Origin of the sequence: Halomonas sp. AOP13-D3-9 (assembly GCF_052379125.1) — a bacterium.
GTDB lineage: Bacteria > Pseudomonadota > Gammaproteobacteria > Pseudomonadales > Halomonadaceae > Vreelandella.
Genome location: NZ_JBQSYH010000006.1, coordinates 150770 through 168505, shown reverse-complemented (window position 1 = coordinate 168505; position 17736 = coordinate 150770). Strand labels below are relative to the sequence as shown.

Sequence of the window (17736 nt, the reverse complement as noted above, 5' to 3'; positions counted from 1 at the left end):
CATGGAACCATTAATGGCAGTGGCCATTGGCCTGCTCTATGCGACGGCTATTTTTATGATGTTACGCCGCTCTATCGTTAAATTGGTGATTGGCTTAATGCTGCTCTCTAATGCTGCCAATTTACTGATTTTTACCACGGCGGGCATGACCCGTGGGGCACCACCGCTTATCCCTGAAGGTATGATGCAGCCCCCCAGCGGCGTGGCCGACCCCTTGCCCCAGGCGGTCGTGCTGACAGCGATCGTGATTGCTTTTGGGGTGCTTGCCTTTGCTGTGGTGTTGATTCGACGCGCCTACGAAGTGGTTAAGGCCGATGATCTCGATAAGATGAAGGATACTGATACGTGAGGCCTGAAGTTGCCCTTCCCGTCCTCTTGCCCTTGCTATCAGGGGCAATCTCTCTGCTGTTTTGGCGTTCGCGTCCCATGCAGCGCTTTATGGCCGTAGCAGGCAATGTTGCGCTGTTGATGGTTAGCCTTTGGTTGTTTGTAGCGACGTTGTCGGATGGCTACGTCACTATGCAGATGGGGAGCTGGCCAGCCCCCTTTGGTATTACCTTGATTGCTGACCTGTTTAGCGCGGTGATGGTATTGATGACCGCGATTATTGGCTTGGCAATGGGTATTTACTCGCTGGCCACTACTGGCCGAGGCCATGAGAAATTTGGCTACTATCCATTAATGCATTTGTTGCTCGCCGGCGTGATGGGCGCCTTTTTGACCGGTGATATTTTTAACCTCTACGTATGGTTTGAGGTAATGCTGGTAGCCTCTTTTGCGTTGTTAATCCTGGGTGGCGAACGGGCGCAGATGGAAGGGGCGATTAAATACGTCACCCTTAACCTGTTGGCATCGGTCATCTTCCTGACCGCGGTAGGGCTGCTTTATGGCATGGTAGGCACCCTCAACATGGCAGACATCGCGCTGCGCATGGACGAGGCGGAGCATACTGGCATGGTCGAAGTACTAGCGGTCATGTTTATGGTGGCCTTTGGGATCAAAGCCGCTGCCTTTCCGCTGTTTTTTTGGCTGCCAGCCTCTTATCACACTCCGCCAGTCGCCGTTTCAGCTCTGTTTGCTGGGCTGCTCACCAAGGTGGGTGTTTATGCCATGTTCCGTGTTTTCACCCTGATGTTTGATCAAACCATGGGCTATCTCCAGGACATCATGCTCTGGGGTGCTGCTTTTACCATGGTCACGGGTGTGCTCGGTGCAGCAGCTCAGCATGAATTCCGGCGTATTCTGTCGTTTCATATTGTCAGCCAGATTGGCTATATGATTCTGGGCTTGGCTCTTTATACACCGTTGGCTATCGCCGGGGGGGTGTTTGCCATCGTGCATAATATGGTGGTAAAGACCAACCTCTTCTTGATCAGTGGTATCACCCACCGTTTGCAGGGCACCTACCAGCTTAAAAAAATGGGCGGGCTGTATCGGGAGCGTCCGTGGTTGTCGGTAGCGTTCTTCCTTTCAGCCTTCTCGCTGGCGGGGATACCACCGCTGTCAGGCTTTTTTGCCAAGTTTGTGATTGTGCGTGCCGGTTTAGAGATTGAAGCCTATTGGGTTACCGGCATCGCGCTGGCCGTAGGACTAATGACGCTCTACTCCATGGTGAAAATTTGGAATGAGGTGTTTTGGAAGTCTCTCCCAGAAGATAATCACGTTCCTGAAACAACCACACCTACTGGCGATGACGGGCGGTTGCTAAAGCCCAGCCTGTGGATGATGTATTTGCCGGTAATGGTGTTGGCGTTATTTTCACTGCTCATCGGTGTGCTTGCCGAGCCCATTATGTGGGTGATGATGGGCATTGGTGATCAGTTGTTCGAACCCTCGGGGTATATAGAAGCCGTGCTAGGAGCATCAGCGAGCGTCGAAAATGTGCTGCTGGAACCTTCCACCACAGCAGAAAAGCAACCTGAGGCTGACGCCGGGGAGGCAGTGCAATGACTGGGGCCATTTGGAACCTGCTGCTAGGCCTTGCGTGGGTGCTTTTAAGCGGTGACTTCAGCGGCTTAAACCTCCTTGTCGGGCTAATATTTGGTTACATTACGCTGATACTCATTGAGCCTCAGCTCGACTCCCTGAAGGGCTACCCGGCGCGAGTCCCGCGTTTTATTGGTTTTATCGGTTTTTTTCTTAAAGAATTGGTGCAAGCCAACTTGCGCGTCGCTTTCGATATTGTCACTCCCCCTTGGCATATGAAACCTGGGGTCATTGCGATGCCGCTTTCTGCCCGCACTGAAATGGAAATTACCCTGGTGGCTAATCTCATTTCACTGACACCCGGCACTTTAAGCCTGGATGTGTCGGATGATCGCAAGGTACTGTATATCCATGCGATGTTTTTAGATAACGAGGAGGAGCTGCGGCGCAACTTAAAAGAGATGGAGCACCGGGCTTTGGAGCTGTTTCGCTAATGGATACTGTCATTTTAATAAGCCAAGTCATTATGAGCCTGGCACTAATTCTTACTTTTGTTCGTGTGGTGCGTGGCCCAAGCCTGCCTGATCGCGTCGTGGCGTTAGAACTGTTTTCAACTACCGTGGTGGGCTTAGTTGGGGTTTATGCCATCAAGTCGAACGTGGCTAGTTTTCTGGATGCGGCCATTGTGATTGCCTTGATGGGGTTCTTAGCGGCCATTGCGTTTGCACGCTTTCTGGAAAGGGGAGGCCCGCGAGATGATTGATTTTATAAAAGGCACATTGATCATCGCTGGCGCGCTGTTTATGTTGCTTGCCTCCGTCGGGCTGCTGCGGCTACCTGATCTGTTAACCCGTATGCATGCCACCACCAAAGCCGCGGCGCTCGGCGTCATTTTAATTATGTTGGCAGCCGCCATGCACTTTGCTGAAGTGGGTATCGTGGCACGTTCGTTTGCCATCATTGTGTTTATTTTGATGACCGCACCGGTAGCCGCTCACGTGATTGGCCGTGCCGGGTACTTTGTCGGCTCAAAGCTGTGGAGCGGTACTGTAAAGGATGAGTTACGCCCTAACTACGACCCTTTAACCCACGAGCTGAAAAGTGGCCTGGAAACCCAGGAAAATGCCAAGCGACAACCCCGTGAGACTGACCCTGACTAGGCTTGACTAGAGCTGGTCACATCGTTAGCGATTGAATAACGCAAAAAAGCCACCTTCGGGTGGCTTTTTTGCGTCTGGGATAGTGAGTGCTCAAGCAACCCTAATTATTTCGACAGAAGCAAAGTCTGTACAATAAAATAATGTACAATAGTTGTACTGTATAAGATAATGCGTTCATGTTTATTAACATGCTACGCAAAAGTGTGATGAGACGAGAGCATGCGACGCAAACAACATCTGCCGCAAAAAACTTGCGCTCATTGCCAGCGACCGTTCACTTGGAGAAGAAAGTGGGCGCGCTGTTGGGACGAGGTGCGCTACTGCAGCGAAAGGTGCCGCCGTAGTGCTAAGGCCTGCTGACGTTTCATCGAGATAGTGAGTGAAACGTCAGCAGGCCCTAAGCAGCTAATGCGCTTGGCACCCAGTTCTGGGTAGTCATGTACCCCTAGGAGGCACAAGCATGTACAGCACGATTGATATAGTCTGGTTGCAAGACGACCTGCGTGTTGCTGATAACCCGCTTCTACATTTCACCTCGCCCCCTAGTTATCTGCTGTGTCTTTATGTGTTAGATGAGCAGTGGTTCTCGCCGCTAATTGATGGCGAATCGACACCACGTATAGGGCCTGCGCGCTTGCGCTTTTTATGGCAAAGCTTAATGGAGTTGCGCGGGGAGTTACTGCAGCGCGGTAGTGACCTGCTGGTACGTATCGGTAAGCCAAGTGATGTGGTGATTGAGCTGGCATCAACGCTTAACGCCCGGCAAGTACGTGTAGCCGACCATGCTGGCGTTGAGGAAACCGCGCATATTGCCGCAGTTGCACAAGGTTTGCCCAGCCAGACTGCGCTAGATTGTTTAGAGAGTGGACGGCTGATTAATCGCCAGTCACTGCCTTTTGAACGCGAAGCGCTGCCTGGCAGCTTTTCTGCCTTTAGGCGCAGCGTGGAGGATGAATGCGCTGTCCCCGCCAGCCGCTGCGCCCCAGTAACGCTGCCCCCCTGGCCGGAGGCAGCTAGAGGTTTCCCACCGCTAAAAGCCGTTTGTGAGCAGAGCGCCAACTGGCAGCCTGATCCGCGCCAGGGTTATGCCTATTGGGGAGGGGAATCAGCGGCGCATGCGCGGCTGAAAGATTACCTTTGGCGCCAACAGGGCGGCGAAGCGTACAAAAAAACCCGCAATGGGCTGCTGGGGGCTAATTTCTCAACCCGCGTTTCACCCTGGCTGGCGCGTGGTTGCCTGTCGGCTCGCCAAGTCAATGACGCGGTGAAAGCGTGGGAAGTGGAAAACGGCAGCAATGAATCGAGCTATTGGATTACCTTCGAGCTACTCTGGCGAGAGTATTTTATCCGCGCTGCCCAATTGGAAGGTGAGAAGATGTTTGGCGCTCGGCAGACCGACAAGCCGTGTGCTGCTTTCAATGCTTGGCGTAATGGCACCACGGGGCTGCCGTTTGTGGATGCCGCGATGCTGGAACTTCGCCACACAGGTTGGCTATCCAATCGTGCCCGACAAAACGTTGCCAGCTTTTTGGTCAAAGACTTAAAGGTTGATTGGCGTTTGGGGGCATTATGGTTTGAGCACTGCCTGATTGATTATGACGTTGCCAGTAACTGGGGCAACTGGCGCTATATTGCTGGGGTTGGGCGAGACCCACGCCAGGATCGTTACTTTAATGTACTCAAGCAGGCGGGGCATTACGATCCTCAGGGGCTTTATGTGGCTCATTGGCTGAAGTCGCTTGAAAAACTGCCTCACGGTTTAGCGCGTCACCAGCCCTGGCGTTCAGCTCCCTTGGCGTTTGAAACTCCCTGCGTGGTACCCGAGCAGTGGGAACGGTGGTTAATTCCTCGCTGTGAAGTAGGCACTTCAGCCGAGCCGCACGCTGTGGCGAGCGTTATAAAGTAATTATCACCTTCGGGCAGCCCCTAGTATCTACCTCTTTTCTAGGCCATCATTCCAGAGATGCCAAGGACTGCCTAAGGATCGATATAATGTCTCGTAATTTCTCTATTGGGCGGCGCTGTAGCCCTCTTTTTTGTGTTTCCATAGTCGCAGCGCTAAGCGCTCCTTTTGCGGCAAGCGTAGCGGTCGCTAACCCTCAGCTAATGTCAGAAGTCGATACCCAGGCTGCTTCAGAGGTTAGCTACGCTAATTTCCAACAGTGGCTGCGAGATTTTCGCCAATATGCTGCTGGCCAAGGAATCAGCGAAGCGACGCTAAGTAACGCCCTGGATGGCGTTCGTTTCCGTGAGCGTGTGATTGAACTGGACGGCTACCAGCCTGAGTTTGTCCGCCCTATTTGGGAGTATCTTGATACTGCGGTTTCATCCACGCGTATTACTAACGGCCAAGAGAAATTGGCTGATCACCGTGATACCGCGCAGCAAATGGAGCAGCGCTATGGGGTGCCCGCTGAAATAATCGTCGCCATTTGGGGTATTGAGAGCAATTACGGCAGTAATTTTGGCGATTTTTCGACCTTGGAATCTCTCGCCACACTGGCTTACGATGGTCGGCGCCGAGACTTTGCTCGCGGCGAACTGCTCGCGGCTTTACGTATTATTGATCAAGGTGATATCGCCGCTGAACAGATGAAGGGCTCCTGGGCTGGGGCCATGGGCCATACCCAGTTTATTCCCAGCAGCTTTGAAGCCTATGCGGTTGATGGCGATGGTGATGGTCGGCGTGATATTTGGGACAGTATTCCCGATGTTATGGCGTCTACGGCCAACTATCTTGATCGGGCTGGATGGCAAGCCGGCCAGCCCTGGGGGGTTGAGGTACGCCTGCCCCAAGGCTTTGATTATGCCCAGACCGAGCGACGCAGCAGCGCCGAGTGGCGCAGTCAGGGCGTGCAGGCTCAGCAGGGCGAACTACCGAACTTTGATAGCGCCGCCATTGTGATCCCTGCAGGTGCTAACGGCCCAGCCTTTTTGGTAGGTGCCAATTTCCGAGCGATTTTACGCTATAACAACGCCACCAGCTATGCGCTGGCCGTCGCGACTTTAGGCGATGCGATCGCTGGGCGCGAGGGCATTCAACACAGCTGGCCGCGGGAGCAAGCGCCACTCACCCGTGACAATGTGCAAGAGCTGCAGCGCGCTTTAAACCGTGTAGGCTACTCAGTAGGCGGTGCGGACGGCATTATGGGGCCTAATACACGGCAAGGTTTGCGGAACTTTCAGCGTGATCAAGGGTTAATACCAGATGGGTTTGCGACCCAGACGCTGCTAGAACAGCTACGTCAGCGTTCACAGTAAGACGTATTGACAGGGTGCTTTTACTTTCCAAGGATGATGTTATGCAGTTGATAGGAAAAACTTTTTTTAGCAGTGTGATATTGGGGGGCGCGTTGTTAAGCACTGTGTCTGCCTCCACGGCGATGGCTGGTGATGACCAAGTATTCGGCTGGGTGGAAAAAGCCACCTTGCAACCTTGGGATATCGAGGTGAAAGCCAAGCTCGACAGCGGGGCATTAACTTCTTCGCTGGACGCCCGCGATATTGAGATGTTCGAGCAGGATGATGAGGAGTGGGTGCGCTTTCGATTGAAGCTTGAAGACGAGGCAAGTGGCGAAGTCTTTAGCGATCAAATCGAGCGGCCGCTCTACCGCGAGCTTACCGTGCGCGGCGCAGGTGGCCGTGATGAACGCCCCGTAGTGCTGATGGAAGTTTGTATGGGCGATACCATTTACGAAGAGCAGTTTAGCCTGCGTGACCGTGAAAATATGAACTATCCGCTGCTGCTTGGTCGCCGCACCATTAGCCACCTTGGCCTCCTGGATGTGCGTGAAACCTTTTTGCAAGAGCCGGGGTGCGGGGAAAACGCGACCGTTGTGCCCCACGACCCGGAAGATGATCAGTCCTGATGGGTTCATCCTTAAGATGTTTAAAACAGCCGTGACAGAAGTGCGGTCACGGCTGTTTCAACGCGTAAAATGCGTGGGCCAAGGTGCATTCCCTCGCAGCCTGCCAAGATGAGTTGCTCTACCTCCCAAGCAATAAAGCCGCCCTCAGGGCCTACCAATAGCAAGGTGGGGTCACTGATGCCTCTGGGGCAGGCATTGGGCATGCCTGGGTGGGCCACTAGTCCCCGGCGCTCGCTGAGCAATTCAGGCAGTTGCTGCTGCAAAAAAGGACGAAAGCCTTTACTTAGGGTAACCGAGGGTAGCTGGGTGTCGCGGGCTTGCTCTAAGCCAAGCACCAAGTGCTGGTGAATTTTATCCGGGCGTAACTCTGGGGACTGCCAGTAGCTCTTCTCAACCCGCTTAGTATGGAGGAGGGTGATCTCTTTAACACCTAGCGCGGTCACGTGCTCCAAGGTACGTGCCAACATGCGCGGGCGGGGTAGGGCCAATACCAAATGCACGGGGAGCGGTGGTGGTGGCGGTTCGACGAGGGTTTCCAGTTGGAAATAGGCACGCTCAGCGGTGAGTTCTTTTAGCAGCGCTTTACCCATCGCGCCGCCTTGAACACCGACGGTGAGCAGGTCGCCGGGTGCCGAGCGATGGACATCCCGAAGGTGTGTCAGTCGGCGTGGATCGGTAATGCAGACGTGGCCATCGTCAGTGAGATCGTTGGGATTGAGCAGAATCAAATTCATAATGATGGTCTATTGGTCACAAAGCAGGCACGGTACGCCTTGCTAAACTATTAAGGTGGCTTGCATGGGCGCGTAGTGCAGGCACAATATCAGTAACGGGAATAAAAAGTCCCTATCGCGTTTAAGGAGATGCGCCGTGCGCGTGATTCGCAAATATGCCAACCGCAGGTTGTACGATACTCAGCAGAGCCGCTATGTGACGCTGGAAGACCTGCGCCGTTTAATCATCGAAGAAGAACCGTTTCGGGTGGAAGACGCCAAAAGCGGAGAAGATCTAACGCGGACTATTCTGCTCTCTATCATTATCGAGCAGGAGCAGGCTGACAGCGAAGCAGAAGTGTTTTCTAACGACCTGCTGGCGCAGTTAATCCGGGTTTACGATATGACCTCACCGCTGCCGCTGTCGCGTTACCTTGAGCAGGGAACGCAACTGATGTTGGAGCAGCAGAAACGTCTGCAGAGCCAGTGGAAGCAGGCAATGCGTAACACACCGTTGGAATTTATGCGCGAGCTCGCCGAAGAGAACATGCGCTTTTGGCAAAATACCTTGAACCAGCCGGGTCAAGCCGATGAGTCGGGTAATACCGAGCAGCATGAGGGCGAAGCCAACGATGCCAGCAAAGATAACAAACCCTCCTCCTGACCCCACTTGGTGTTGCGCTGTGGCATAATGCCGCCGATATACGCTCTCCCGTTTGAGAAGGATGCACATGAAGGTTTTGATGATAGGCGGCGGTGGTCGCGAGCACGCCCTGGCTTGGAAATTGGCGCAATCGAATCTGGTTGAGCAGGTGTTTGTCGCCCCCGGCAATGCGGGCACCGCGACGGAAGCAACGCTGACCAACGTAGCGATTGCTGCAACAGATCTAGACAGACTGGTCGCCTTTGCCCGGGATGAGCAGATTGGCTTAACGGTGGTGGGTCCAGAAGCCCCCTTGGTAGACGGCGTTGTTGACCGTTTTCAGGCGGCTGGTTTAACTATCTTTGGCCCTACTCGAGCGGCCGCCCAGTTGGAAGGTTCAAAATCATTTACCAAGGACTTCTTGGCCCGACACAATATTCCTTCAGCGGACTATCAAACGTTTACTGAAGTTGACCCAGCGCTTGCCTATTTAGGCAAAATGGGCGCGCCGATTGTGATTAAAGCGGATGGTTTGGCGGCGGGCAAAGGCGTCATTGTGGCGCTGAGCGAAGCCGAAGCTGAGGCGGCTATTCGCGACATGCTGGAAGCTAACGCCTTTGGCGATGCGGGCGCGCGTGTCGTCATCGAAGAGTTTTTGGAGGGCGAAGAGGCGAGCTTTATTGTCATGGTGGACGGTGAAAATGTCGTCCCCATGGCTACAAGCCAAGACCACAAGCGTGCCTATGATGGTGATACCGGCCCCAATACCGGCGGTATGGGCGCCTATTCGCCAGCGCCGGTGGTCACGCCTGAAGTTGACGCACGTATCATGGAGCAGGTCATTCTGCCCACTGTGCGTGGTATGGCCGCAGAGGGCAATGCCTACACGGGGTTCTTATACGCCGGCCTGATGATCGACGCAGCCGGTAACCCCAAGGTTATTGAGTACAACTGCCGCTTTGGTGATCCTGAAACCCAGCCGATTATGCTGCGGCTAACCTCTGATTTCGCGGAACTCTGTTTAGCGGGTGCCCAGGGCAAGCTAGCTGGACAACGCTGCGAATGGGATCCCCGTGCCGCTGTGGGCGTGGTTTTGGCGGCTGGCGGCTACCCAGGCAGCTATCGCAAAGGTGATGTGATTCACGGTTTGGCAGCGGCCGAGCAAACGGGCTGCAAAGTATTTCACGCGGGCACCGCGCAAAATACCCAGGGCGAGATCACCACGGCAGGCGGCCGTGTGCTATGCGTCACGGCACTGGGTGACAGCGTCTCTGAGGCGCAGCAGCAAGCGTATCAAGGCGTTAACGCTATTCACTGGGACGGTGTTGAGTGTCGTCGTGATATCGCCTTTAGGGCGATTACCCGCGAGGGGTAAGCAGGCCTTACGCCAAGCTAAGACTAACGAGGAAACAGGCATGGAGCGTGTCAAGCTGGATTTTCCCGCTGAGGCGGTCATACATCGTCACCCTTTGACGGTGCGGGTAACCGACATGAACTATGGCCGCCACTTGGGGCATGATGCGTTGGTCTCGCTGCTTCACGAGGCGCGCATTCAAGCCTTCGCGGCCCTCGATCTGCCTGAGTGGGATATGCACGGGTATCCTACGGTGGTCGCTGATCTCGCCGTACAGTATCAAAGTGAAGCGCGCTGGCCCGATGCGTTAACAATTGCTACCGCCGTGCCTGAACCGCAAGGTAAAGCATTGACGATTTATCAGCGTATTTATCAAGCGGACTCCCAGCAGGTAGTTGCCACCGCGAGAGTCAATCAGCTATTGATCGATGTGACTACCGGGCGTCCTGTCGAGGTGCCTGAGCCGGTGAAACAAGCGCTTTCTCATGCGAGGTGTGGCTGATGTCACGGGAGTATCCGATTATCGCGGTGACCGGCTCTTCAGGGGCGGGGACGACCACCGTTCGGCGCAGCTTCGAGCGCATGTTCCTGCGCGAAGATGTGCATGCGGCGATGGTCGATGGTGATGCCTTTCACCGCTATACCCGCGATGATTTGCACCGCATCTTCCGGGAAGAGCCCGAGCGTAAGGATGAGCTTTCGCATTTTGCCGTAGAGGCGAACTTGCTGGACCGCTTGGAAGGGCTGTTCAGTGAGTATGGCGAGCACGGCTCGGGTACTTTTCGGCACTATATTCACGCCGAAGATAAGCAGAAAATCGAAGCGGGCTGCCGGGTAGGTACCTTCACCGAGTGGCAGTCGCTGCCTTGTGGCACCGACCTGCTGTTTTATGAAGGCTTGCACGGCGGGCTGGTTACCGAAGAGTATGATATTGCCCGCCATGTGGACTTGTTGGTAGGTGTGGCGCCGACCATGAATCTTGAGTGGATTCAAAAAATTGACCGCGACACCAAGCTGCGTGGCTACTCACAGGAAGCGGTTATCGACACTATCCTGGGCCGGATGGATGACTATGTACGCTATATCCAACCGCAGTTTTCGCGTACGCACATCAATTTTCAACGTGTGCCGACTGTCGATACTTCTAACCCTTTTGAAGTGCAGGATATTCCCACCGACGCTGAGTCCTTCGTGGTCATCCGCTTTCGGGATCCCTCCACCGTTGATTTCCCTTGGCTGCTGGCGATGATTAAGGACTCGTTTATGACCCGCCCGCATACGTTGGTGGTGCCGGGGGCGCGGATGTCGTTGGCGATGGAGCTAATTCTTGCGCCCTTGGTTCGCCACTTATTATCTCAGCGGCGTTTTCGTTAAGTGACAAGGAACTCATAAAAGGAGAACGGTATGGATTGTCTGTTTTGCAAAATCATCCAGGGTGAAATTCCCGCTGATATCGTTTATGAAGATGACCACGTGCTGGCCTTCAATGATATCAACCCCCAAGCGCCTACTCATCAGTTGATCATCCCTAAAAAGCATATCGCCACGCTCAATGATATCGAAGAGGCTGAGCTTGCCCTGATAGGGCGGCTTCAGTTTACCGCTGCCAAGCTTGCCCGTGAGCAGGGCTTTGCTGAGGATGGCTATCGTGTGGTGATGAACTGCAACGAAATGGGCGGACAAACGGTCTACCATATCCATATGCATTTACTGGGTGGGCGCGCCTTCACATGGCCTGCCGGTTGAGCTAAGCAGGCCGCTATCGCAAACAACGAGGTGTTGCCATGGATCGTCAACAGAGTCGTTCAGATCGCCTAATACATCAGCTTGATACCGTTTTACGAACGCTGATGCCTCATGCGGCTTCGTCCCAGCGTGCCAGCCCTGCTGATGGGATGGCTGAGGGAGCGCTCGACGATCATGAGCGCCGACATGCGGCGGGTTTAATGCGCATTAATCATACCGGAGGGGTGTGTGCTCAGGCGCTCTATCAGGGGCAGGGCGTGACCGCTAAACTTCCCCATGGGCGTCACCAGTTGGAACAGTCGGCACGGGAAGAGATTGATCATCTAGCCTGGTGCGATGAGCGTTTAGAGCAGTTGCAGAGTCGAACGAGCTACTTAAATCCGCTGTTCTATGTCGCCTCCTTTGGCATTGGCGCAGCCACTGGGGCAGTCAGCGATCGCATCAGCTTAGGTTTTCTCGCCGCGGCCGAGGAGCAGGCAGGCAAACAGCTTGAATCAGATCAACAGTCGCTACCCAGCGGCGACACCCGCTCGCGGGCCATACTGCGCCAAATGGCCGTTGATGATGCTCACCACGCCCAGCTGGCTTTAGAGGCTGGCGGTGTACGTTTCCCGGCACCGGCTAAGTGGGGTGTGCATCTGGCTGCAAAAATGGTGACCAAAGGCGTCTATCATTTTTGACGCGTACTGATAGCGCTATCGGTCTTACCATCCAGGCTTTAGAACCTAAGAGGCCCCGCTGTGCGGGGCCTTTGGGCTGTCAATGTCGACTGCCAACGTGATGCTGGTAATCAGGCATCAATGCGCTTGTACTTCATGCGCTTAGGCGTATCGTTACCTACCCGTTTTCTATGGTCCTCTTCGTACTCCGCGTAGTTGCCTTCAAATAAGACCACTTCGGAGTCACCCTCAAAGGCCATAATGTGCGTGGCGATCCGGTCAAGGAACCAGCGATCGTGGGAGATCACCATGGCGCAGCCAGGGAAGGCCAGAAGTGCGTCTTCCAGTGCCCGCAGGGTTTCAATATCCAGGTCGTTGGAGGGCTCATCAAGCAGCAGCACGTTCGCGCCTTGCTTAAGCGTTTGAGCAAGCTGTAAACGGCCGCGTTCACCGCCAGAAAGCTCCGACAAGCGCTTCTGCTGGTCGTTACCTTTAAAGTTAAAGCGACCCACATAGGCGCGCGAAGAGACTTCGTAGCCATTAATGTTAAGGATGTCCTGGCCATCGGAAACGGCTTCCCAAACGCTCTGCTTGTCGTCCAAGCCGTCGCGTAGCTGCTCGACGTAAGCGATATCGACCGTCTCACCCACCAGGACTTCGCCCTCATCTGGCTGCTCTTTACCAGTGATCAGTTTGAACAGCGTCGATTTACCCGCACCGTTACCCCCAACGATGCCGACAATCGCACCTTGGGGAATGGTGAAGGAGAGGTTCTGGTAGAGCAGCTTGTCATCGAAGCGCTTGGCCACATCACGAAACTCAATGACGTTATCGCCCAGGCGCGGGCCAGGCGGAATATAAATCTCATTGGTTTCATTACGCTTCTGGAAGTCGCCTGACTGCATCTCTTCAAAGCGGTTAAGACGCGCTTTGCTTTTTGCCTGGCGGCCCTTGGCGTTACTGCGCACCCACTCAAGCTCTTGCTTGATGGCTTTCTGACGCGAGGCTTCCTGCTTGGCTTCTTGATTCAGACGCTGATCTTTCTGCTCCAGCCACTGGGAATAGTTACCCTCAAACGGGATGCCCTGGCCACGGTCAAGCTCCAGAATCCAACCCGCCACGTTGTCCAGGAAGTAGCGGTCGTGGGTGATTGCCACGACGGTTCCGTTGTAGTCGTGAAGGAAACGTTCTAGCCAAGCCACCGACTCTGCGTCAAGGTGGTTGGTTGGCTCGTCAAGCAGCAGCATATCGGGGCTGGAAAGCAGTAGGCGGCAGAGTGCTACACGACGTCGCTCACCGCCCGAGAGATTGCCCACTTTGGCCTCCCAGGGGGGCAGGCGCAGTGCTTCCGCAGCCACTTCAAGCTTGCGCTCCAGGTTGTGCGCATCCGCGGCTTCGATAATATTTTCAAGCCGGGCCTGCTCACTGGCCAGCGCATCAAAGTCGGCGTCGGGCTCTGCATAGGCCGCATACACACCATCCAACTTCTCCTGCGCCTGTTTAATCTCCCCTAGCGCTTCTTCGACGGTGTCGCGGACGTTTTTCTCGTCGTCTAGCTGCGGCTCCTGGGGGAGATAGCCAACATTGATGCCGGGCATCGGACGAGCTTCACCTTCAAACTCTTTATCGACACCGGCCATAATGCGCAGCAGTGTGGATTTACCCGAACCGTTAAGACCCAGTACGCCGATTTTGGCGCCCGGGAAAAACGAGAGCGAAATATCCTTGAGAATTTGCTTTTTGGGTGGCACTACTTTGCCAACCCGGTTCATGGTGAAAACGTATTGCGCCATGGAGATCCGTTAAGTTGATGAAAAGAATAAAGCGACAGTAGCGGGCTACTGACTCTTATTACTAACTGTTATTACTGACCAGGGAGTGATGATAGTGGTCTGCGCCAGGAAAGGCTAGGAGCGTATAATTAGCTGGCCCGCTCATTCGCTGAGAAGGCCGAGCCGTAAAAAGTTTACTCTTCTTCGTCCCAGTCATCTTCAATGGCACGCTGGAGGCGGCGTTCTTCCAGCCATGCTTCAACTTGGCGTCGCGCGCGCAAGCTGTCAGCTTTGCTTGGTTTGCTTTTGCCGTAGTGGTCATCATTGACGGCGTCTAAGCTTTCGAACTCGTCTGATTCGAGTGCATCGGTAGTAAACGTTTCACGACTTAGGGGATCACGGCTCATGTGATGTCCTCCAACCCAGCCGGCGTGCCGGCGTAACAATGGCTTCATACGCGGACATGTGAGGTTCAAAAACACATGCCATCCGCAAAGTGAAGCACCTAGCGCAGTTTAAGCGCCTTGCCGCTATATAACGCCAGTTGGGATGAAGTTCAAGCTTTATAGTTTTTTTTAGTGAGAAAGTTAATGATTAGCTGTTTTCTCGCTGCTTCTGCAGCTCCGCTAGCGCAAGCTGCGCTTCCACGCGTTCGGTAACGTTTTTTTGCACGCCAATGTAATACATCAACTCATCTGCTTCGTCGTAGACCGGCGTAATGGACAGCTCATTCCAAAACATAGTGCCGTCTTTGCGATAGTTACGCAGTACTTCGCGAGAAGGGCGGCCATCTTTAAGCGCATCCCGGATAGCAACTAGCGCGTCCTGATCGCGGTCTTCATTTTGCAAGAAGCGGCAGTCGCGATACAAAATTTCATCCGCACTATAGCCGGTTAGGCGCTCAAAGCCTTTGTTGACGTAGATGAGGATGTTTTCATCCCCTTCTTGTTCGGCAACGACAATGCCGTCTTCCGATGCGTCAACAATTCGTTCGAGCAGTTCTGGACTGATCAATGGAGATCGTTTCATCAAGGGGTTCCTGTTGCAGCTCAAGTCCTTTTCCATCGTTCACGGCAGTTCAATTTGTCCGTGAAACTCCGGAATTTCCAATTGGTTATTATAGGCAGCGTAGCAAATGCTCCAATACCTTGCTGCTATTAGGCTCTATCATGGCGAGCGTTGTCACGCATTGCAATCTTGAGCAGCACCTTAACCTTGGCCGTCTTGTGGATAGCCGCTGTGATGCTCATTTTTTTGAGGTGAAAGCGCGCCATGTCATTCCACCTCAGGTAGTTGATGAGCGCTAAGGATAGCGCCCACAGCGGTAGCCGCTAGAATGAGGAGTAATACGCTACTACCAAACCACTGTGCAAAAGCGCCAATGATACCGCCTACGATGAGCATTAACACGCCGGTTAAAGTATTCGAAAGGGCCACATAAAGCGCACGGTTATCTTGGCTAGCCATATCGACGAGGTAGGTTTTACGCCCTAAGCGTACGCCGTGGTGAATGATGACTAATAACGCGTAAACTGCCGCATAGGGCCATATGCTGTGTGTCCATCCACCGGGGAGCCAAGTCAGGCTGGCGCCCAGTAAGCAGCAAATAGCGGTACCGATCGCTGCATCGCGCATCACACAACGACTCGACTGATCTGCCCGTTTTCCCCAGACCGGGCTTGCTATCATGGCAGCAAGCCCCGATACCACAACCAGTATACCCAAGCCCCCCAGGTCGGTGCCGCTTTGGTTTTGTCCTAGTAGTGCAATGTAGGGGAGGGCGAGGGCACTTGACAGCAGAAGTGCCCGGGCAAGGTTGAAATGTAAAAAAGTGCGGTCATTTTTTAGCAATGATAGGCCCAATTTAATACTGTCCCAGCCGTTTTCGCCGCCTTTTACTGCGCCGGGGGTCTCCTGAATACGGGCAGCGGCGATGGCATTCATTAGCCAGCCGCTAGCAGCTATGGCCAGCAATATCGCTAACACTAGATTGCCTGGGCGGCCATCAAACAGCATTAACACAGCCCCTGCCACTAGCGTGGCAGCGCCGGCAATGCTGCCGCTCCAGCCCATTAGCGTGCCGCGGCGGCGCTTGGCAATGGTTTTGCCCAGCACATCTTTTGTGGCAATTGAAGATAACCCTCGGGCCAGCGAGAGTAGCATTAACGCTGCGAGCACTAACGCACCGCCTAAGGTGCCGGTGGCGAATAACGCAAGCACGGCAAGGACTAACGCAGCGAGCCCTTGAACCAGCGCGCCGGCCACCCACACCCATTTTCGCTTAGGTTTTAAGCGGATAAACCCAGCTACAAAAATTTGCGGCAACAGGGCACCTGCTTCTCGAATGGGTACCAGTAGCCCTACCATCCAGACGGGAGCGCCAATAATCCCCATCAGCCAGGGTAGCACTAAACGCGCGCTAGACAGCTCGTCAGCCAGCTTATTACCCACAGAAGCCCATACGTGCAGAAAAAAATTGCGCGGCTGTTCGTTGCAAGCGCTTTCAGGTATGTCGTCGCACATGCGGCTATCGTCATCGCCCGTTAGCCACTCATACAGGCGAGTTTGCGAAACGTGATGCTCGGCCATCGGGGCTCCTTCTTAATCGACCTATCTCAGGCTAACTCAAAATGACAGAATGTCTGCTTAGGATGCCATATTAATTTGTCTAGGAGGCCAGGGATGTCACGTATTCAAATCCGTTATTGCACTCAATGCCAGTGGCTACTGCGTAGCGGTTGGTATGCACAAGAATTGCTCTCAACCTTTGGCGAAGGATTGAGTGAGGTATCGCTCTCCCCCTCCCATGGCGGTACGTTTGAGATCTGGTGTGATGATGAGCTGTTATGGGAGCGCAAGCGTGACGGTGGTTTTCCGGATATCAAGCTTCTCAAGCAACGTGTGCGCGACCAGTTGGAGCCAGGTAGAGATTTAGGGCATATCGATCGATGAACCAAGATCGATATGCCATCTTTTGCGGGCTGGGAGCAGTAGCGCTTTGGTCGACAGTGGCAACGGCCTTCAAAGTGGCGCTTGCTTGGATGAGTCCTGTGGAGCTGATGTGGCTCGCAGCACTTGTTTCCTGGGCATTGATGGGGGCGCTGGTCATCAAGCAGGGAAATGTCAGCACAGCACTACGCACCGGTTGGAAAACAGCCGCGTGGGCAGGGTTGATGAATCCTGTGGCCTATTATCTGGTGCTCTTCGCCGCTTATGCTCGCCTCCCTGGGCAAGAGGCTATGGCACTGAATTATACCTGGGCATTGGCGATGGCCTTTTTGGCTGTGCCTCTGCTTGGGCAGCGCTTGACGCGTATGGATATCGCTGCTGGGCTGGTCGCCTACGCAGGCGTATGGGTCATCGCTACCCGCGGCTCGGTTTTTAACGTCGCTTTTGCCGACCCGTTAGGTGTCATTCTGGCGCTTGCTTCGACGCTGCTATGGGCGCTTTATTGGCTGCTCAATGCGCGTGATAGGCGTCCACTCCTTGTAGGTCAGTGGCAGAACTTTAGTGTTGGCCTGCCCGTGTTGACCATCTTGTTACTGTTGGGTCCAGGATTGCAATGGCACGGTTGGCCCGCCTTTGGTGCCGGTGTCTATGTGGGCTTATTTGAGATGGGTGTGGCGTTTATTCTCTGGCAGTTGGCGGTACATAAGGTGTCGCGCACGGCCAAAGTCTCTAACCTGATTTTTCTCTCACCGCCTGTTTCACTGCTGTTACTTTTCCTGGTCGTTGGAGAGCCTATTTTGCCTTCAACGTTGATCGGGCTAGCGCTGATTCTGCTGGGGCTTGGGCTGCAGATGTTCTAGGGGTATTGTGTATTTTTGTGAATTAATATTTCAATTAGTGTTTTTATTTTTCCTAACCACTTGATAGATTGGGCTGCGTAAGATA

General features: G+C 54.1%; 22 protein-coding genes. 17 read left to right on the top strand and 5 right to left on the bottom strand.

Annotation, left to right across the window (positions count from 1 at the left end):
• The first annotated feature begins 1 nt into the window (after nucleotide 1).
• The 9 genes from ACT3UM_RS08680 to rloA3 all read left to right on the top strand — a co-directional run bounded on the left by ACT3UM_RS08680 (nucleotide 2) and on the right by rloA3 (nucleotide 6955).
• Complete coding sequence (locus ACT3UM_RS08680) at nucleotides 2-349, top strand: Na+/H+ antiporter subunit C (RefSeq protein WP_007113325.1); 348 nt, start codon at nucleotides 2-4, stop codon at nucleotides 347-349.
• Nucleotides 346-1950 carry a Na+/H+ antiporter subunit D gene (locus tag ACT3UM_RS08675; RefSeq protein WP_498897916.1) on the top strand — a complete coding sequence of 535 codons (1605 nt, stop codon included), beginning with the start codon at nucleotides 346-348 and terminating at the stop codon, nucleotides 1948-1950. The genes ACT3UM_RS08680 and ACT3UM_RS08675 overlap by 4 nt, the downstream gene beginning before the upstream one ends.
• Complete coding sequence (locus tag ACT3UM_RS08670) at nucleotides 1947-2420, top strand: Na+/H+ antiporter subunit E (RefSeq protein WP_022522734.1); 474 nt, start codon at nucleotides 1947-1949, stop codon at nucleotides 2418-2420. The genes ACT3UM_RS08675 and ACT3UM_RS08670 overlap by 4 nt, the downstream gene beginning before the upstream one ends.
• A complete protein-coding gene (locus ACT3UM_RS08665; RefSeq protein WP_035584108.1) occupies nucleotides 2420-2689 on the top strand; it encodes an MrpF/PhaF family protein in 270 nt (89 codons plus the stop codon). The genes ACT3UM_RS08670 and ACT3UM_RS08665 overlap by 1 nt, the downstream gene beginning before the upstream one ends.
• Nucleotides 2682-3086: a monovalent cation/H(+) antiporter subunit G gene (mnhG, locus tag ACT3UM_RS08660; protein WP_035584105.1), complete on the top strand. Its 405-nt coding sequence runs from the start codon at nucleotides 2682-2684 to the stop codon at nucleotides 3084-3086. Before ACT3UM_RS08665 ends, mnhG begins: the two co-directional genes overlap by 8 nt.
• Nucleotides 3087-3305: 219 nt before the next feature.
• A complete protein-coding gene (locus ACT3UM_RS08655) occupies nucleotides 3306-3446 on the top strand; it encodes a DUF2256 domain-containing protein (RefSeq protein ID WP_081899156.1) in 141 nt (46 codons plus the stop codon).
• Between the two features lie 100 nt (nucleotides 3447-3546).
• Nucleotides 3547-4992: a DASH family cryptochrome gene (locus ACT3UM_RS08650; protein WP_498897913.1), complete on the top strand. Its 1446-nt coding sequence runs from the start codon at nucleotides 3547-3549 to the stop codon at nucleotides 4990-4992.
• An 86-nt stretch (nucleotides 4993-5078) separates the two neighbouring features.
• On the top strand, nucleotides 5079-6347 hold the full coding sequence (locus ACT3UM_RS08645; protein WP_498897911.1) for a lytic murein transglycosylase: 1269 nt from the start codon (nucleotides 5079-5081) through the stop codon (nucleotides 6345-6347).
• 41 nt (nucleotides 6348-6388) lie between these two features.
• Complete coding sequence (rloA3, locus tag ACT3UM_RS08640) at nucleotides 6389-6955, top strand: retropepsin-like aspartic peptidase RloA3 (RefSeq protein WP_498897909.1); 567 nt, start codon at nucleotides 6389-6391, stop codon at nucleotides 6953-6955.
• A gap of 20 nt (nucleotides 6956-6975) precedes the next feature.
• Here rloA3 and ACT3UM_RS08635 read toward each other — a convergent pair whose 3' ends face one another.
• The gene (locus tag ACT3UM_RS08635) at nucleotides 6976-7689 is read right to left on the bottom strand and encodes a 16S rRNA (uracil(1498)-N(3))-methyltransferase (RefSeq protein ID WP_498897907.1); all 714 of its coding nucleotides are present in this window, start codon (nucleotides 7687-7689) and stop codon (nucleotides 6976-6978) included.
• Nucleotides 7690-7825: 136 nt separating this feature from the next.
• Between ACT3UM_RS08635 and phaR the strand changes: the two genes are divergently transcribed.
• The 6 genes from phaR to coq7 all read left to right on the top strand — a co-directional run bounded on the left by phaR (nucleotide 7826) and on the right by coq7 (nucleotide 12091).
• Entirely contained in the window at nucleotides 7826-8332 is a 507-nt protein-coding gene (phaR, locus tag ACT3UM_RS08630; protein WP_498897905.1) for a polyhydroxyalkanoate synthesis repressor PhaR, read from the top strand.
• Nucleotides 8333-8399: 67 nt separating this feature from the next.
• Nucleotides 8400-9686, top strand: a complete 1287-nt coding sequence (purD, locus tag ACT3UM_RS08625) for a phosphoribosylamine--glycine ligase (RefSeq protein ID WP_498897903.1) — start codon at nucleotides 8400-8402, stop codon at nucleotides 9684-9686.
• Between the two features lie 40 nt (nucleotides 9687-9726).
• On the top strand, nucleotides 9727-10167 hold the full coding sequence (locus ACT3UM_RS08620; protein ID WP_498897901.1) for an acyl-CoA thioesterase: 441 nt from the start codon (nucleotides 9727-9729) through the stop codon (nucleotides 10165-10167).
• Nucleotides 10167-11039, top strand: coding sequence for a phosphoribulokinase (locus ACT3UM_RS08615; protein ID WP_035584077.1), 873 nt, complete (start codon nucleotides 10167-10169; stop codon nucleotides 11037-11039). Before ACT3UM_RS08620 ends, ACT3UM_RS08615 begins: the two co-directional genes overlap by 1 nt.
• Nucleotides 11040-11069: 30 nt before the next feature.
• Entirely contained in the window at nucleotides 11070-11411 is a 342-nt protein-coding gene (locus ACT3UM_RS08610; protein WP_498897899.1) for a histidine triad nucleotide-binding protein, read from the top strand.
• Nucleotides 11412-11449: 38 nt separating this feature from the next.
• The gene (gene coq7 / locus ACT3UM_RS08605; RefSeq protein ID WP_498897897.1) at nucleotides 11450-12091 is read left to right on the top strand and encodes a 2-polyprenyl-3-methyl-6-methoxy-1,4-benzoquinone monooxygenase; all 642 of its coding nucleotides are present in this window, start codon (nucleotides 11450-11452) and stop codon (nucleotides 12089-12091) included.
• A 110-nt stretch (nucleotides 12092-12201) separates the two neighbouring features.
• On the opposite strand, the gene ettA is transcribed toward coq7, so the two are convergent.
• The 4 genes from ettA to ACT3UM_RS08585 all read right to left on the bottom strand — a co-directional run bounded on the left by ettA (nucleotide 12202) and on the right by ACT3UM_RS08585 (nucleotide 16431).
• Nucleotides 12202-13863, bottom strand: a complete 1662-nt coding sequence (gene ettA / locus ACT3UM_RS08600; RefSeq protein ID WP_035584069.1) for an energy-dependent translational throttle protein EttA — start codon at nucleotides 13861-13863, stop codon at nucleotides 12202-12204.
• A gap of 173 nt (nucleotides 13864-14036) precedes the next feature.
• Nucleotides 14037-14249: a PA3496 family putative envelope integrity protein gene (locus tag ACT3UM_RS08595; protein ID WP_064234679.1), complete on the bottom strand. Its 213-nt coding sequence runs from the start codon at nucleotides 14247-14249 to the stop codon at nucleotides 14037-14039.
• 187 nt (nucleotides 14250-14436) lie between these two features.
• Nucleotides 14437-14871, bottom strand: coding sequence for a PAS domain S-box protein (locus tag ACT3UM_RS08590; RefSeq protein WP_498897894.1), 435 nt, complete (start codon nucleotides 14869-14871; stop codon nucleotides 14437-14439).
• A gap of 246 nt (nucleotides 14872-15117) precedes the next feature.
• The gene (locus ACT3UM_RS08585; RefSeq protein WP_498897892.1) at nucleotides 15118-16431 is read right to left on the bottom strand and encodes an MFS transporter; all 1314 of its coding nucleotides are present in this window, start codon (nucleotides 16429-16431) and stop codon (nucleotides 15118-15120) included.
• A gap of 93 nt (nucleotides 16432-16524) precedes the next feature.
• On the opposite strand from ACT3UM_RS08585, the gene ACT3UM_RS08580 reads away from it, so the two are divergent.
• Nucleotides 16525-16794 (top strand): Rdx family protein, encoded by a 270-nt coding sequence (locus ACT3UM_RS08580; protein ID WP_035584056.1) that lies wholly within the window; start codon nucleotides 16525-16527, stop codon nucleotides 16792-16794.
• Nucleotides 16791-17651: a DMT family transporter gene (locus tag ACT3UM_RS08575; RefSeq protein WP_498897890.1), complete on the top strand. Its 861-nt coding sequence runs from the start codon at nucleotides 16791-16793 to the stop codon at nucleotides 17649-17651. Before ACT3UM_RS08580 ends, ACT3UM_RS08575 begins: the two co-directional genes overlap by 4 nt.
• Nucleotides 17652-17736 lie beyond the last annotated feature (85 nt).